The sequence below is a fragment of the Nocardioides lianchengensis genome, from assembly GCF_900101465.1.
GTDB lineage: Bacteria > Actinomycetota > Actinomycetes > Propionibacteriales > Nocardioidaceae > Nocardioides > Nocardioides lianchengensis.
The window spans coordinates 174844-189068 of sequence record NZ_FMZM01000002.1 but is presented as its reverse complement, the minus strand read 5'-3'; the positions used below and the strand labels follow the sequence as shown (position 1 = coordinate 189068).

Below are 14225 nucleotides of genomic sequence, written 5' to 3'. Positions count from 1 at the left end.
ACGGGATGAGATCCGCCACGTCCGGGCCGGGAACTCCGCTCAGGCGGGCTCCAGCACCCGCTCCAGCTGCTCGCGCAGGGCCCGTCGCGGCCGGCTGCCGACGAGCGTCCCGACCACCTCGCCGTCGCGGACCACCAGCACGGTCGGCAACCCGAGCACCCGCAGCTCGGCCGCGGTCACGGGGTTCTCGTCGGCGTTCAGGGCGACCACCCGAAGCCCCAGCTCGGCCGCGACGTCGACGAGCACCGGCGTCAGCTGGTGGCAGGGGCCGCACCACGCGGCCCACACGTCGACGACGGTGGTCCCGGGGGCGGCGAGCACCTCCCGGGCGAAGGTCGCGTCGGTCACGGCGGGCAGGTCGGTCAGGGTGGTCATCGGATCTCCTCGGGGACGAGCTCGCAGCGCGGCGCGGGTGCGGTGCGGGCGGTGGCGTCCGCAAGGCGTACGGCGAGCGCGTCCCGCCGCTCGACCAGCCGGTCGATGCGGGACGTGAGGTCGACGATCGCCTCGCGGTAGGTGTCGAGGGAGGCGGGGCAGTCGTCGCCGGACGCGGCGCCCGACGCCAGGCAGTCGAGGAACGGCCGGGTGCGCTCGGCGGTCACACCGAGCTCCCCGAGGGTGCGGATCTCGCGGATCCGGAGGAGCTGGGCGTCGTCGTACTCCCGGTAGCCGTTGGGCAGCCGGTCGGCCCGGACCAGCCCGAGCGACTCGTAGTAGCGCACGGCCTTCACCGTCACGCCCGCCGCACGGGCGACCTCGCCGATCCGCATGCCTGCCTCCTTCGCGCCCCACCCTCGACCCTGACCCCCGGGGCAAGGTCAAGCGTCGGCCGGGGATTCCCGGGCACGATGGGGTGGTGAGCCGGATCCGCTGGGCGTGGTGGTCGGGCCTCGTGCTGCTCGTGGCCGGGGTGCTGCTGGGTGGCTGGGTGGCCTGGCAGTACTGGGGCACCACCTGGGTCTCCGAGCGTCGGCACGCCGCCGTGGCCGACGAGCTCCGGAGAGCGTGGGACGCGGGGACCGACACCGCCAGCGTCGACGACCTCGGGACCGCCACCGCCCTGGTCCGGGTGCCCGCCCTCGGCGAGGACTGGGTGGTGCCGCTCCTGGACGGCACGTCCGACGAGGTGCTCGCGAGCGGGCTGGGCCGCTCCGAGGACGGGGCCGAGCCCGGGGACGAGGGCAATCTCGTCGTCAGCGGCCACCGGGTGACCCACGGCGAGCCGTTCGCCGACCTCCCCGACCTCGAACCCGGCGACGAGGTCCTCGTCGAGACCCGCACGCACACCTACGTCTACCGGCTCGACACCGGCGGGGACGACCTCGACCTGCCGTTCACCGCCTCCTGGGTGCTCGCTGCCCGCCCGGTCAACCCGGACGCGTCCGGGCCCGGGCCCGAGACGGGGGCCGCCCGGCTGATCACCCTGGTCACCTGCGCCGACCTCTTCCACAGCGACCGCCGCCTGGTCGTCTTCGGCCACCTGACCGGAGTGCGGCCCCGGGCCTGACCCCTGTTCGGATAGCGACCGCTCGGGTTAACCTCGGATCGCCCGACGCTCGGCCGGGCGGAGCGGGGGGACCGATGACTCGGCGTCGGAAACTGAGGGGCGCGTCGGCGCTGGCGTGCGTGGCCGCACTGGTGGTCGCGACCGCGGCGCCGGCCCACGCGATGACGGACCGCTGGTCGGCATGGGCGCCGATCGCAGGGTCGTCCAACGACTACACGACCCGGATGGAGCAGCGCTCCCCCGGCTTCCCGGCCGCGGCGGTGGCGTCCGACTCGCGCGGCAACGTCCAGCTGGCCGCCGGGACGAGCACCTACCTGCGGGCGACCACGCCGCCCGGTGCGAAGTACGGCTCGAGCCTCGGCTCGCCGTACCTCGTGCTGCGGCCGCGTGCGGACACCCCGACCGCGCCGTCGACGACGACCTACAGCTTCGACCACCCCACGCCCGACACCGGCTGGGGCTTCGTCCTGGGCGACGTCGACGCCGACCAGGTGCGGGTCCGGGCCACCGCGGCGGACGGCAGCGCCGTACCGGCGGCGGACATCGACGGCTGGTTCCAGGGGACGTTCAACCACGCCGGCGGCACCGACCAGCCGAGCTGGAACGCCGGCACCTCCACGCTGACGGGCAACCCCGCGGCCCTCGACACCGACGGCGCGTCCGGCTGGTTCGAGCCCGACGTCCGGCTCTCCAGCCTGACCTTCGTCTTCACCCGGCGCGCGGGCTTCCCCGTCTACCAGACCTGGTTCGTGAGCCGGGCCCGGCCGATCAGCGGTCGGGTCGACGACGTCTCGGCCCCGGGGCGGAGCTGCCCGGTCGAGGACGCCGTGCTCACCCTGGTCTCGCCGTACGGCGAGGAGCTCGCGACCACCCGTCCGGCCGCCGACGGCAGCTACGACCTCGGCGAGTTCGCCACCCAGGACGGGTACGTCGTCCGCCTCACGCCGCCGGCCACGTGCGCGGCGTTCGGCGCGGTCGAGGACGTCGTCGACAACCGCGGGAACGACGGGTCGACGGACTCCCGGGCCGAGTTCGAGGTCCGCGAGATCGTTCCCCAGCCGATCAGCGGCACGGTCCGCGACGCCGACGGCAACCCGGTCGCCGGGGCGACCGTGGCCGTGGTGCGCCCCGGTGGCGGCGGCTCGGTGCCCACCACGACCGGGCCGGACGGCACCTACCTCGTCGACGAGAACGCCCTCGGCACCGGCTACCAGGTGGTGCTCACCGTGCCCGACGGCTACGCCGCCGGCCCGGGTGGGACGACCCGCACCGGCATCGAGATCGCGGCCACGCCGGTGACCGGCCAGGACTTCGTCGTGCAGGCGCTGCCGTCGGTCTCGGGACAGGTGACCGGCGGCGGGAACGGGCTCGGCGGGGTCCGCGTCGTGCTGACGCCGCTCGGCGGCGGCCCTGCGGTCGCGGTCGTCACGGACGGCGACGGCCGCTACTCCGCCCCCGGACTCCCCGCCGGCGGCTACACCGTCGCCGTCGAGCCGCCCGAGGGGTACGACGCCGTCGCAGCCCGGCCGGTCACGGTCGCGACGACCGACGTGACCGGTGTCGACTTCGTCCTGCCGCGCCCGGGCGCCGCGGCCGGCACGGTGACCGGACCGGAAGGTCCGGTGCCCGGCGCCACGGTGACCGTCGACGGTCCCGGCGCCCCGGTCCCGCTGACCACCGACGGCGAGGGCGGCTTCTACCTCGGCGGGCTGCCGCCCGGCAGCTACACCGCGACCGTGACCCCGCCGGACGGCCTCGACGTCGACGGTCCGGCCGGCGTCGACTTCACGATCACCGCCGCGGGCGAGGTGGTGGGCGGGCTCGACTTCGCGCTGGTCGCCGCGCCGGCCGAGCCCACGCCGTCCCCGTCCCCGAGCGAGGAGCCGTCGGCCGACCCGTCGCCCGAGCCGTCCACCGGACCGGGCGAATCGGCGAGCGCCCAGCCGCAGGACGCCGCGCCCGCCGGTGCCACCCTCCCGGACACCGGCGGGCCCCGACGCGGCCTGCTCGTGCTGGCCGGCCTCGCCGTGGCCGCCGGTGCCGCGCTGATGGCCGGCTCGGGCCGGCGGCTCAGGAGAGCAGCTGGTCCACGAAGTCGCTCGTGAACACCCGGTGCGGGTCGAGCCGGTCGAGGGTGGCGATCGCGGTGTCCCAGCGGTCGGTGCTGGGCTGCCCGGCGCGGTAGGCCGTGGGGACGGTGGTGTCGACGACGGCGCTCGACGTCCACGCCCCGGCCGCGGTGTAGCCCCAGCCCTTCGACCACTCCGGCCGTACGGCGGCGTACGACGCGTAGTTGCTGAGCACCCACGACTCGATCTCGGTGTAGAAGTCGTCGGCGTACGGCGTGCCCGGCAGCGTGAGGATGTCCAGCCAGACCGCGCAGTCCCAGTCGGTGCGGTCCGGCCGCGGCCGCAGCGCGGAGAGCTGCGGCGACCGGGTCGCCCCGATGTCGCCCGGGTGGTCGAGGCCGGTCACCCGGATCTCCACCGGGCCGTTCATCGGGAACTTGCCGCTCGCCTGGTAGGCCGCGAGCCGGGTGCGGTAGCGGGTGGTGAACTCGTTGATCACCCGCTGCACGTCGGCGCGCTTGCAGAGGATCGCGTAGCCGTTGGCCGTCACCCGCAGGGTCGAGGGCCGCACGTAGAGCAGCAGGTTCTTCGACCAGCCCCAGATGTCGTAGGTCAGCGTGGTCACCAGCCCGGCCGCGACGATGTTGTAGTTGGTCAGCCCGAAGTCCGGCGTACCCCCGGGGTTGCCCGACACGATCGCCCCGGCGAGGTCGAAGAACGACTGCGGCAGGTTGTCGCTGAAGGTGTAGTTGTACGGCGCGTTCACCTGCCGCGACAGCAGCGGCTTGGACGGCGCCACGCTCCAGACCTTCAGCCACGGGTTCGGCGTGTAGGGGAACCAGATCGCCTCCATCCGGCCGGCGCTGTTCAGGTAGCTCTGCACGGTGCGTCCCGAGGAGCCGGCCGGGGCGAACAGCTCGGTCGCGGGGATGTTGAACCAGCTCTGGCAGCGCAGCCGCTGGTTGGCGCCGGTCTGCAGCACGACCTCGGTGACGAAGGCCCGGCCGACGTGCGCCATCAGCGCGCCCGCGTCGGCGTGGCTGCGCGCGAATGTCCGCAGGACGTACGACGAGGTCGCGGTGTCCCAGACCACCGCGGTGACCTCCTGGACCAGGTTGCTCACCGAGCCGTAGGTGTGGCCGGCCGGCTTCACCTCGCCGGTCCGCGGCACCGCGGTGCCGTGCCCGTCGATGGCCAGCACGCCGCCGAGGGTCAGGTCGCCCGGCGCCGGGGTCGCGGTCAGGCCGAGGCCCTGGGCCTCGAGCGCGGTGAGCAGCGCCTCCATCGTGATGCCGGCCTGCGCGCGGACCCGCGAGGTCGCGGTGTCGACGCTGACCGCCTTCAGGTTCGTCTTGGTGTCGACCAGGACGACGTTCGGGGCGTCGCTGCCGTCCGCGGCCAGGGTGAGCGGCGACCAGTTGTGGGAGCTGCCCTTGGGCCGCAGCCGCCAGCCCTTCGAGCGGGCCCAGTTGGCGAGCGTCACGACGTCGGCCGGCGTGGCCGGCGTACAGGTCCACACGCCGGCGACGGCGATGTCGCGCGCCCAGTTCGTGTAGGCCTGCTGGAAGAGCGGGATGCCGGCGGGGAAGCCCGGCGGCGTCGGCAGCGCCGCGGACGCGGCGGGGATGCGGTGCGCCTCGACCCAGGCGAGCGCGCCGACGGCGGCGGCCCCCTGGATGACCCGGCGGCGGGACAGTGAGTGGTCGGACATGCGGTGGCTCCCTCGGTCGTCCCCCCGGGTCCCCATGTGACGCGCGTCACGGTAACGTGTTCTAGTTCCGGCGGCAGCGTGGTCTGGTCAGGTCCGGTTACCGTCCGGTCATGACGACGCCGTCCTTCGAGCTCGGACCCGACCACCTCGAGCTGCAGCAGTGGCTGCACCGCTTCGCCGCCGACGTGGTCCGCCCCGCCGCGGCGGAGTGGGACGAGCGCGAGGAGTTCCCCTGGCCGGTCGTCGAGGAGGCGGCCAGGATCGGCCTCTACTCCTTCGACTTCGTGGCCACCCAGGCCTTCGACGCCACCGGCCTCGGCTTCCCGGTCACCATGGAGGAGCTCTTCTGGGGCGACGCCGGCATCGGCCTCTCCATCGTCGGTACGTCGCTCGCCGCGGCCGGCGTCCGGGCCAACGGCACCGACGAGCAGGTCGGCGAGTGGATCCCCGAGATGTACGGCGAGCCGGGCGACCTGAAGCTCGGCGCCTTCTGCTCCTCCGAGCCCGACGCCGGCTCGGACGTCGGCGCGATGCGCACCCGCGCCACCTACGACGAGGCCACCGACGAGTGGGTCCTCAACGGCACCAAGACCTGGGCCACCAACGGCGGCATCGCCGACGTCCACGTGGTGACGGCCGTGGTCGACCCGGAGCTGCGCACCCGCGGCCAGGCGAGCTTCGTCGTACCGCCGGGGACGACGGGGCTCAGCCAGGGTCAGAAGTTCCACAAGCACGGCATCCGCGCCTCGCACACGGCCGAGGTGGTGCTCGACCGGGTGCGGGTGCCCGGGCGCTGCCTGCTCGGCGGCAAGGAGAAGCTCGACGCCCGGCTGGCCCGCGCCCGTCAAGGCTCGGGCGCCCGAGGCAACGCGAGCATGGCGACCTTCGAGCGCACCCGCCCCGCCGTCGGCGCGCAGGCGGTCGGCATCGCGCGGGCGGCGTACGAGGTGGCGCTCGACTACGCCCGGACCCGCGAGCAGTTCGGCAAGCCGATCATCGAGAACCAGGGCATCGCCTTCGCCCTCGCCGACATGAAGACCGCCATCGACGCCTCGCGGCTGCTCGTCTGGCGCGCGGCCTGGATGGCGGCGACCGGCAAGCGGTTCGAGGCCGCGGAGGGGTCGATGTCGAAGCTGATGGCCGGCGAGACCGCGGTGAAGGTGACCGGGCAGGCCATGCAGATCCTCGGCGGCAACGGCTTCACCCGCGAGTACCCCGTCGAGCGCTGGGCCCGCGACGCGCGGATCTACACGATCTTCGAGGGCACCTCGGAGATCCAGCGGCTGGTGATCGCCCGGACGATCTCGGGGGCACCCATCCGGTGACCTGGCGGAGGCCGGTACGGCGCGAGCGGGACCGGTCCCGCGAGGCCGCTCGCGCGGCGGCGGGGGTCAGGGGACGAGGAAGGTGAAGGGCTGGTCCTCGAGCGTCAACGACGTGCTGATGAGGTCGCCGCTGGAGGTCACGTAGCTCCGCACGAAGGTGCGGACGGCGATGGCCGTGGCCGGGCAGAGGGCGGACTCCCCGACGTACTCGATGAAGGACTGGGTGTTGTTGGCGCCCGTGCCCGTCGAGCTCAAGGCGTAGTCGGGGCTGACCACGGCGACCGTCGTCGCCCCGTCCACGCCGGCCACGGAGACGCAGTAGACGCCCTCCGCGGCGCGGGCCACGGACGTGCCGGGGGAGGCCTGGCTGACCGTGCCGTTCGGGGCGACCCGACCGTAGCCCCGGACCAGACCGGGGGCACCCGGGGTGCCCGGGGTGCCCGGGGCACCGGCCGGCCCGCGCGCGCCGGGGGTGCGCAGCTGCTGGACCGTGGCCCGACTGAGGTCGGCGGTGCGCAGGCTGCGGTCCTTCACGTCCTTCGTGGTGACCGTGCCGTCCTTGATCTGGGCGCCGGTGATGAGGGTGCCGGCGACCGCGCCGCCACTGGTGAGCAGCAGGGCGGCCACGGACAGGGCGACGACGGCGGGCAGTCGGCGGGGGCGCGTGCGAACGGTCATGCCCGGACGGTAGGGCGCGGGCGCGGGCGGCGTCCCTGGCCCGATCGGGCCATGGACGCCCGTGCCACGATCGTCAGGTGCGCGACCGCTTCTCCGGGGCCATCGCCGGCGTCGGGACGACGTCCGGCGTCCGCGTCGTCGTCGGCCGCTGGCCGACCTCGCCGTACGGCGCCTTCGCGGACGCGATGGTCGAGACCGCCACGGGCCACCGGGTGCTGCTGGCGCCCAGCCGGGAGGTGGCCGACTTCGTCGCGGCGACGTACTCCTTCGACGAGGTGCGGGTCGAGCCGTTCGCGGTGACCGATGCCTGGTCGGTGCGCTCCGACTCGCTCGAGCTCGACCTGGTCGTCGGTGGCACCACCGCGCTCGGTCGACTGCTGCGCCTGGTGCCACGCAGGATCGCCACCGCGCCCTGGTGGTGCACGGTGACCGACCCCGTCGCGCGGGTGGTGCTGCGCGGGGTCCGCACCCGGGGGAGCGCCGGCGGCGGGCGACGGGAGTACTACGGCGCGACCGGCGTACGACGACTGACCGCTGCGCGAGGGGCGTTCGACGGCGTCGACCTCGGCACCCTCGCCCCGGTCGACCCGCCACCGCGCTTCGGGTTCTCCTCCACCCCGCGCCGGCCGTCGGTGACCGACGTGGTGACGACGGTGGTCAGCCCCGCACCGCCGGCAGCACCGTCTCGCTGACCGCCCGCAGGCTCGCCCAGGACGGCTCGGCGGGCAGCCCGCCGCAGGCCGGGTGGCTGGTGACCAGCCGCAGCCCGGCGCGGCAGCGGTCGATCAGGTCGTCGGGCGTGGTGACCAGGTAGACGCCGGCCGCGCGCATCTCCTCGACCGTGCGCGAGTGGTCGACGACGTACGACCCGGCCTCGCCGTGCCACTCCTGGTAGGCGAGCGCGTCGGCCAGCAGGTGGTGGCCGAAGCGCTCCCAGAACTCGTCGGGGTCGTCGGCGCAGAACACGTTGGCCGGGCCGTCGTCCGGGGCGCGCAGCACGAAGCCGGGCTCGCGGCCGAGCGAGCGGCAGGTCTCGTCGTAGAGGTCCTTCAGCGCGCGGTCGCCGTGCTGCGGCTGGAACCCGAGCCCCAGGCGGGCCGCCCGCTTCGCCGCCGCGGGGGAGCCGCCGCCGTAGAAGAGGAACGGGTGCGGCTGCGAGCAGGGCCCCGGCGTGGTGGCCCCGGACGCCCAGAGCGACAGCAGCGTGCTGATCCGCTCCTCGATGTCGCGCCCGCGGGTCGACCAGGGCCGGTCGTAGAGCTCGTACTCCACCGGCCGGTAGCCCAGCCCCAGCGTGTAGCTGACCCGGCCCTTCGAGAGCAGGTCGAGCACCGCGATGTCCTCGGCCAGCCGCACCGGCTCGTAGAGGTTGACCAGCAGCGCCGAGACCGTGATCGGCACCCGCGAGGTGACGGCCGCGAAGGCCGAGGCGACCAGCAGGGGGCTCGGCAGGTAGCCATCCTCGGCCGCGTGGTGCTCGGACACCATGATCGCGTCGTGGCTGTGCGCGTCGGCGTACGCCGCCTGCTCGACCGCGCGGCCGAACAGCTCCTGCCGCTGCTCGGGGGTGGCGCCGGGGGCGCGCAGGTCGTAGCGGGTGACGAAGCTGGTGGCCATAGGGTGAATCTAGAACGCGTTACAGATCTCGGTACACCCCGTTCGTTCCTCACGGGGCACTCGATCTAAAGCTCGATGGCGCGGTTGATCCAGGTGGACGAGACGACCATGCCGACCTTCTCGTAGAGCCCCCGCGCCCCCGCCCGGGTGTCGGTCGACAGGTAGCACCGGTCGGCCCCGTGCGCCCGCGCCCGCGCGAACGCGTCGACCAGCAGCGCCGGCGCGAGCCCGCGCCCCCGGTGGTCCGGACGTACGGCGATCCGCGCGACGTAGCCCGCCCCGCCCGCGAGGAACACGTGCACGGCCCCGACCAGCTCGCCGGCGGGGCTCTCCAGCAGCCGCAGGTTCCACGGGGCGGAGCCCGGCCGGCCCCAGACCCGCGCGCCGAAGTCCTCGAGCGTCATCCGCTCGCGGTCCGACCACTCCAGGAACGCGTCCTCGACCAGCGTCCAGGTCGGCGCGTGGTCGTCCGGAGCGGCGTCGCGGATCGTGAATCCGTCGGGCAGCGGCCGCGCGACCACCGTCGTCCCGGGCGGCAGCTCCAGGTCCCACGCCGTCCAGCGCTCGGTGTAGCCGAGGTCGGCCATCAGCCGGTCGGCCGCGCTGCCCGCCGGCGTCTGCGCGCCGATCGAGGCGTAGCCCCGCTCGCGCGCGGCCGCCTGCAGCCACCGCGCGATCGCCGCACCGATCCCACGCCCCTGGTACGACGGCAGCACGGCCGCGTAGGCGGTCCCCGGCCCGCTGAGGTCGCCGTACGCGACCAGCCGGTCGCCGTCGAGCACCCCGATCGTGCTCGTCGCGACGTCGTACGACGGCCGCTGCCAGTCGGCCAGCACGTCCTCCAGGGTCATCTCGACCTCGCCCAGGTCGACCAGCTCCTCGGCGGCGATCAGGGCCTGGACGGCGACGGCGTCGTCGAGGGTCAGCGGCCGGGTCGTGAACGGGGACGGGACGCTCACAGGTCGACCGCCCGGTTCACCCAGGTGGAGGTGACCTCCATGCCGACCTTCTCGTAGAGCCCGAGGGCGCCGGTGCGGGAGTCGGTCGAGAGCTCCGAGCGGGTCGCGCCGTGCTCGCGGGCGACGGCGAAGGAGTCGACCAGCAGCGCCTGGGCCAGGCCCCGACCGCGCTGGTCGCGGCGGGTGGCGAGCCGGTCGACGTAGGCGGCCGCCTCGCCGAGGAACACGATCGCCACCGCCACGACCTCGCCGGCCGGGTCGACGACCACCCGCAGCTGCCACGGCGCGAAGCCCGGGCGGAGCATCACGCCCGCGGCGAAGTCCTCGAAGGACTGGCGCTCGCGGTCCGACCACTCCAGGAAGGCGTCCTCGACGACCGTCCAGCAGGCCCGGTGCTCGTCCTCGGCGGCCGCGCGGACGACGTACCCGTCGGGCAGGTCGCGCGCGGGGACGGTGCGGCCCTCGGGCAGCTGCAGCACCCAGCTGGTCCAGCGGACCCGGTAGCCGAGCTCCTCGAGCAGCCGGTCCCCCGGGGAGCCGGCCGGGACCGGCATGCCGATCACGGTCGAGCCCTGGCCGCGGGCCAGGTCCTGCATCCGGTGGGCGAGCCACGTCCCGAGGCCCCGCCCGCGCACGTCGGGGTGGACGGCGGCGTCGCCGCGGTCCCGGCCGGACACCTCGACGTACCCGACCAGGCGGTCGCCGTCGAGGACGCCGAGGGCGCTGGCGGTCAGGTCGAAGGAGGGGCGGGCCCAGTCGGAGACGATGTCGGCCTCCTCGATGACGACCTCACCGATGTCGGCGAGCTCCTGGGCGGCCATCAGCTCGTAGACGGCGCGGGCATCGGTCGGGACGAGGGGCCGGGTGGTGAGGCCGGCCGGCAGCACGGCAGGCGGTACGGCGGACATGCGGGCCAGTGTGGACGAGGTGCCGCCGATCGCGCGCGGTCATTTACTGCTCCGGACGCGCCGACGGCCCGGACCCCAGATGGGCCGGGCCGTCAGCAGGAGAACGGGAGTGCGTCAGGCGTTCTTGATCGCCGAGACGTCGAACTCGAGCTTGATCTTCTCGGAGACGAGCACGCCGCCGGTCTCGAGCGCCGCGTTCCAGGTCAGGTCCCAGTCCTTGCGGTTGATCGAGGTGGCGCCCTCGAAGCCGACGCGCAGGTTGCCGAACGGGTCCTGGGCGGAGCCGGTCTCGTCGAAGGCGACGGTGACGGGCTTGCTGATGCCCTTGATCGTCAGGTCGCCCGTGATCGCCCAGGTGTCGTCGTCGACCTTCTCAACCTTGGTCGAGACGAAGGTGATGTCGGGGTTGACCGCGGCGTCGAAGAAGTCGGCCGAGGACAGGTGGCCGTCACGGTCGGCGGAGCCGGTGTCGACGCTGGCGGTCTTGATGGTCAGGGAGACCGACGACGCGGCCGGGTTGGCGGCGTCGATGTGGGCGGTGCCCTCGAACTCCTTGAAGGCGCCGCGGACGGTGGTGACCATCGCGTGGCGGGCGCTGAAGCCGATCCGGCTGTGCGAGGCGTCGATCGTGTAGTCGCCGGAGATGTCGTCGACGGCGGTGGTGGCCGCGTCGAAGTCGGACTCGGCAGCGGCGGGCTTGCGGGAGAAGATGCTCATGACGGGTGTGCTCCTGGGTGGTGGTGAGGGTCGTACAAAGTTCAACCACCCTAACCGGACCATCGTCCGGATCTATTCCCTCGCACGCGACTTTTCTCGGAACTTCTGTGTGCGGACGTGCGACGAGGCCGTGAACCCGGGTGGGTTCACGGCCTCGTCGGCGTGGGACGTGTGGGTCGTCAGGCGGCGTGGGGAGCCAGCGCGTCGGCCTCGCCGACCACCAGCCAGCGCGCCTCCATGCGGGTCCGGCCGTCCGGGCCGAGCACGGAGATCCAGTGCATCTCGAGCTCGCCGGTCATCGTGGATTCCTTCATGGGACACCTCCTGTTCATCTTCTGTTCACCTAAGGTACCCGATCCCCACGCGGATAGCCAGAAGAGCCGAGAATTGGTGCCCACTCCTCCATTTCGACCCTGGAAGCGGGGTGTGCGCACCGCCGGTCCCCCACTCGGTCGGAGGGTGGCCATCCAATACCCACAACTGACGATTCCTGCCCGATTTCGGGCAGGAAGTTGCACGACGTGCCGATGAATGGTCAGAGTGCTTGTCGTGCTCGCTGATCCGGACCTGGTCGCCCACCTCGTGGCCACGACCGGGCTCACCACCGCCGAGGCCGAACGCGTCGTCGAGGACGTCGTCGCGTTCCACGCCGAGCCGGTGGAGGCCTACGTCCGGCGGCGGCACGCGCACCTGAAGACGTACGGCGCGAAGAACCCCGAGATCTTCGCGCAGATCGCGGCCGAGCTGGCCGATCGCGTCGTCGGCGCACCCGAGCTCAGTGAGCGCCAGCTGCGGCGCATCGTCTACACCTGATCTCGATACGCGGCCTCCTTCGTCGGCCGCTACTCGATCACCGAAAGAGGTTCTTTATGTGCGGCATCGTCGGCTACATCGGCACCCAGCAGGCGGCCCCGCTGCTCCTGGAGGGCCTGACCCGCCTCGAGCACCGCGGCTACGACTCCGCGGGCGTCGCCGTCCTGGGGGCGAGTGGCAGCGCCCTGAAGGTCGCCAAGAAGGCCGGCCGGGTCCGCGACCTCGCCGAGGACCTGCCGAAGCGCTTCGCCGGCAAGGTCGGCATCGGCCACACCCGCTGGGCGACCCACGGCCCGGCCACCGACGCCAACGCGCACCCGCACACCGACACCAAGGGCGACGTCGCCGTCGTCCACAACGGGATCATCGACAACGCCTCCGCGCTGCGGAAGCTCCTCGCCGACGACGGGGTCGACCTGGTCAGCGACACCGACACCGAGGTGTTGGCCCACCTGGTCGCCCGCTCCGACGCCGACACCCTCGAGGGCCGGGTCGCCGACGCGCTCGCCGTGATCGAGGGCACGTACGGCGTCGCCGTCGTGCACGCCGACTTCCCGGACCGGATCGTCGTGGCCCGCAACGGCAGCCCGCTGATCATCGGCGTCGGCGACAAGGAGATGCACGTCGCCTCCGACCTGGCCGCCCTGGTCCGCTACACGACCACCGTCGCCCACCTCGACGACGGCGAGATGGCCACGCTGACGGCGACCGGCTTCACGACGTACCGCCAGGACCTGACGGCGACCGCGACCCTGGCCCGGACCGTCGACATCGACCCCTCGGCGTACGACGCGAGCGACGCCGTGCACGCCGCGGGCGGCTCGTTCATGCACCGGGAGATCCACGAGCAGCCGCAGTCGACCGAGCGGGCGCTGCGCGGCCGGCTCGACGAGCGGTTCGGCACCGCCCACCTCGGCGGGCTCAACATGGACCCGCGCGAGACCCGCGCGATCCGCCGGGTGAAGATCCTCGGCTGCGGCTCGGCGTACTACGTGGGGCAGATGGGCGCCTCGCTGGTCGAGGAGCTGGCCCGGATCCCCGCCGACGCGGAGGCAGCCAGCGAGTTCCGCTACCGCAACCCGATCATCGAGCCGGACACCCTCTACGTCGCGGTCAGCCAGTCCGGCGAGACCATCGACACGCTGCTCGCCGTCCAGGAGATCCGGCGCAAGGGCGGCCGGGTCATCGGGCTGGTCAACGTCGTCGGCAGCGCGATCGCGCGCGAGTGCGACGGCGGCATCTACCTGCACGCGGGCCCCGAGGTCGCGGTGGCCTCGACCAAGGCGCTGACCAACATGTTCGTCGGGTTCGCGCTGCTCGCCCTGCAGCTCGGCCGGGTGCGCGACCTGTCGATCGCCGACGGCAAGCGGCTGATCGCGGGCCTCAACCGGCTGCCCGGCCAGATCGCGGAGATCCTCGAGCAGGAGGAGGAGCTGGCCGCCGCGGCCGCCCGCCTGGCCGAGGCCGACAGCCTCTTCTTCATCGGTCGGGTCCGCGGCTTCCCGGTCGCGCGGGAGGGGGCGCAGAAGTTCAAGGAGATCAGCTACCGGCACGCCGAGGCCTACCAGACCTCCGAGCTCAAGCACGGCCCGCTGGCGCTGATCGACGAGGCGCTGCCGACCGTCGCGGTCGTCCCGAGCGACGAGCTGACCGACCGCAACGTCGGGGCGCTGCACGAGATCGCGGCCCGACGCGGCCCGCTCGTCGTGGTCACCCACGAGGACGTCGACCTGGGCGAGCTGGACGCGGTGCGCATCGCCGTACCCCGCAACGAGCGCGAGCTCGACCCGATCCTGCTGACCGTCCCGCTGCAGCTGCTGGCCTACCACGCGGCGCTGCACCTGGGTCTGGACATCGACAAGCCGCGCAACCTGGCGAAGTCCGTCACGGTGGAGTGAGGGCGGGCGAGGGGCGCGTGACC

The 14225-nt window shown here is 73.5% G+C and carries 15 protein-coding genes; 6 read left to right on the top strand and 9 right to left on the bottom strand.

Translation table 11 applies throughout. The annotated features are described in order from the left end of the window. Nucleotides 1-39: 39 nt before the first annotated feature. Together BLT76_RS04400 and BLT76_RS04395 are read right to left on the bottom strand one after the other, a co-directional pair. The gene (locus BLT76_RS04400; protein WP_090851294.1) at nucleotides 40-375 is read right to left on the bottom strand and encodes a thioredoxin family protein; all 336 of its coding nucleotides are present in this window, start codon (nucleotides 373-375) and stop codon (nucleotides 40-42) included. After that, a complete protein-coding gene (locus BLT76_RS04395) occupies nucleotides 372-770 on the bottom strand; it encodes a MerR family transcriptional regulator (RefSeq protein ID WP_090851292.1) in 399 nt (132 codons plus the stop codon). Before BLT76_RS04395 ends, BLT76_RS04400 begins: the two co-directional genes overlap by 4 nt. Before the next feature lie 86 nt (nucleotides 771-856). On the opposite strand from BLT76_RS04395, the gene BLT76_RS04390 reads away from it, so the two are divergent. Together BLT76_RS04390 and BLT76_RS04385 are read left to right on the top strand one after the other, a co-directional pair. After that, nucleotides 857-1507, top strand: coding sequence for a class E sortase (locus BLT76_RS04390; protein WP_170866932.1), 651 nt, complete (start codon nucleotides 857-859; stop codon nucleotides 1505-1507). Between the two features lie 119 nt (nucleotides 1508-1626). Next, on the top strand, nucleotides 1627-3612 hold the full coding sequence (locus BLT76_RS04385) for an MSCRAMM family protein (RefSeq protein WP_090851286.1): 1986 nt from the start codon (nucleotides 1627-1629) through the stop codon (nucleotides 3610-3612). Here BLT76_RS04385 and BLT76_RS04380 read toward each other — a convergent pair. After that, nucleotides 3578-5287 (bottom strand): cholesterol oxidase substrate-binding domain-containing protein, encoded by a 1710-nt coding sequence (locus BLT76_RS04380; protein WP_090851284.1) that lies wholly within the window; start codon nucleotides 5285-5287, stop codon nucleotides 3578-3580. The genes BLT76_RS04385 and BLT76_RS04380 overlap by 35 nt on opposite strands. A 110-nt stretch (nucleotides 5288-5397) precedes the next feature. Here BLT76_RS04380 and BLT76_RS04375 point away from each other — a divergent pair, with 110 nt between their 5' ends. Continuing rightward, nucleotides 5398-6612, top strand: coding sequence for an acyl-CoA dehydrogenase family protein (locus tag BLT76_RS04375; protein WP_090851281.1), 1215 nt, complete (start codon nucleotides 5398-5400; stop codon nucleotides 6610-6612). Nucleotides 6613-6678: 66 nt separating this feature from the next. On the opposite strand, the gene BLT76_RS25580 is transcribed toward BLT76_RS04375, so the two are convergent. Next, complete coding sequence (locus BLT76_RS25580) at nucleotides 6679-7290, bottom strand: collagen-like triple helix repeat-containing protein (RefSeq protein ID WP_090851278.1); 612 nt, start codon at nucleotides 7288-7290, stop codon at nucleotides 6679-6681. A 77-nt stretch (nucleotides 7291-7367) separates the two neighbouring features. On the opposite strand from BLT76_RS25580, the gene BLT76_RS04365 reads away from it, so the two are divergent. Beyond that, nucleotides 7368-7982: a hypothetical protein gene (locus BLT76_RS04365; protein ID WP_090851274.1), complete on the top strand. Its 615-nt coding sequence runs from the start codon at nucleotides 7368-7370 to the stop codon at nucleotides 7980-7982. Here BLT76_RS04365 and BLT76_RS04360 read toward each other — a convergent pair. From BLT76_RS04360 to BLT76_RS26525, 5 genes are all read right to left on the bottom strand, one after another. After that, entirely contained in the window at nucleotides 7948-8907 is a 960-nt protein-coding gene (locus tag BLT76_RS04360; RefSeq protein WP_090851271.1) for an LLM class flavin-dependent oxidoreductase, read from the bottom strand. The genes BLT76_RS04365 and BLT76_RS04360 overlap by 35 nt on opposite strands. Before the next feature lie 65 nt (nucleotides 8908-8972). Further along, entirely contained in the window at nucleotides 8973-9866 is an 894-nt protein-coding gene (locus BLT76_RS04355) for a GNAT family N-acetyltransferase (protein ID WP_090851268.1), read from the bottom strand. Further along, entirely contained in the window at nucleotides 9863-10774 is a 912-nt protein-coding gene (locus tag BLT76_RS04350) for a GNAT family N-acetyltransferase (RefSeq protein ID WP_090851264.1), read from the bottom strand. The genes BLT76_RS04355 and BLT76_RS04350 overlap by 4 nt, the downstream gene beginning before the upstream one ends. A gap of 114 nt (nucleotides 10775-10888) precedes the next feature. Next, nucleotides 10889-11491: a YceI family protein gene (locus BLT76_RS04345; RefSeq protein WP_090851261.1), complete on the bottom strand. Its 603-nt coding sequence runs from the start codon at nucleotides 11489-11491 to the stop codon at nucleotides 10889-10891. A gap of 179 nt (nucleotides 11492-11670) precedes the next feature. Next, entirely contained in the window at nucleotides 11671-11805 is a 135-nt protein-coding gene (locus BLT76_RS26525; RefSeq protein WP_257024109.1) for a hypothetical protein, read from the bottom strand. A 235-nt stretch (nucleotides 11806-12040) separates the two neighbouring features. On the opposite strand from BLT76_RS26525, the gene BLT76_RS04340 reads away from it, so the two are divergent. Together BLT76_RS04340 and glmS are read left to right on the top strand one after the other, a co-directional pair. Beyond that, nucleotides 12041-12304 (top strand): hypothetical protein, encoded by a 264-nt coding sequence (locus tag BLT76_RS04340; protein WP_244509253.1) that lies wholly within the window; start codon nucleotides 12041-12043, stop codon nucleotides 12302-12304. Between the two features lie 56 nt (nucleotides 12305-12360). Beyond that, on the top strand, nucleotides 12361-14202 hold the full coding sequence (glmS, locus tag BLT76_RS04335; RefSeq protein WP_090851255.1) for a glutamine--fructose-6-phosphate transaminase (isomerizing): 1842 nt from the start codon (nucleotides 12361-12363) through the stop codon (nucleotides 14200-14202). Nucleotides 14203-14225 lie beyond the last annotated feature (23 nt).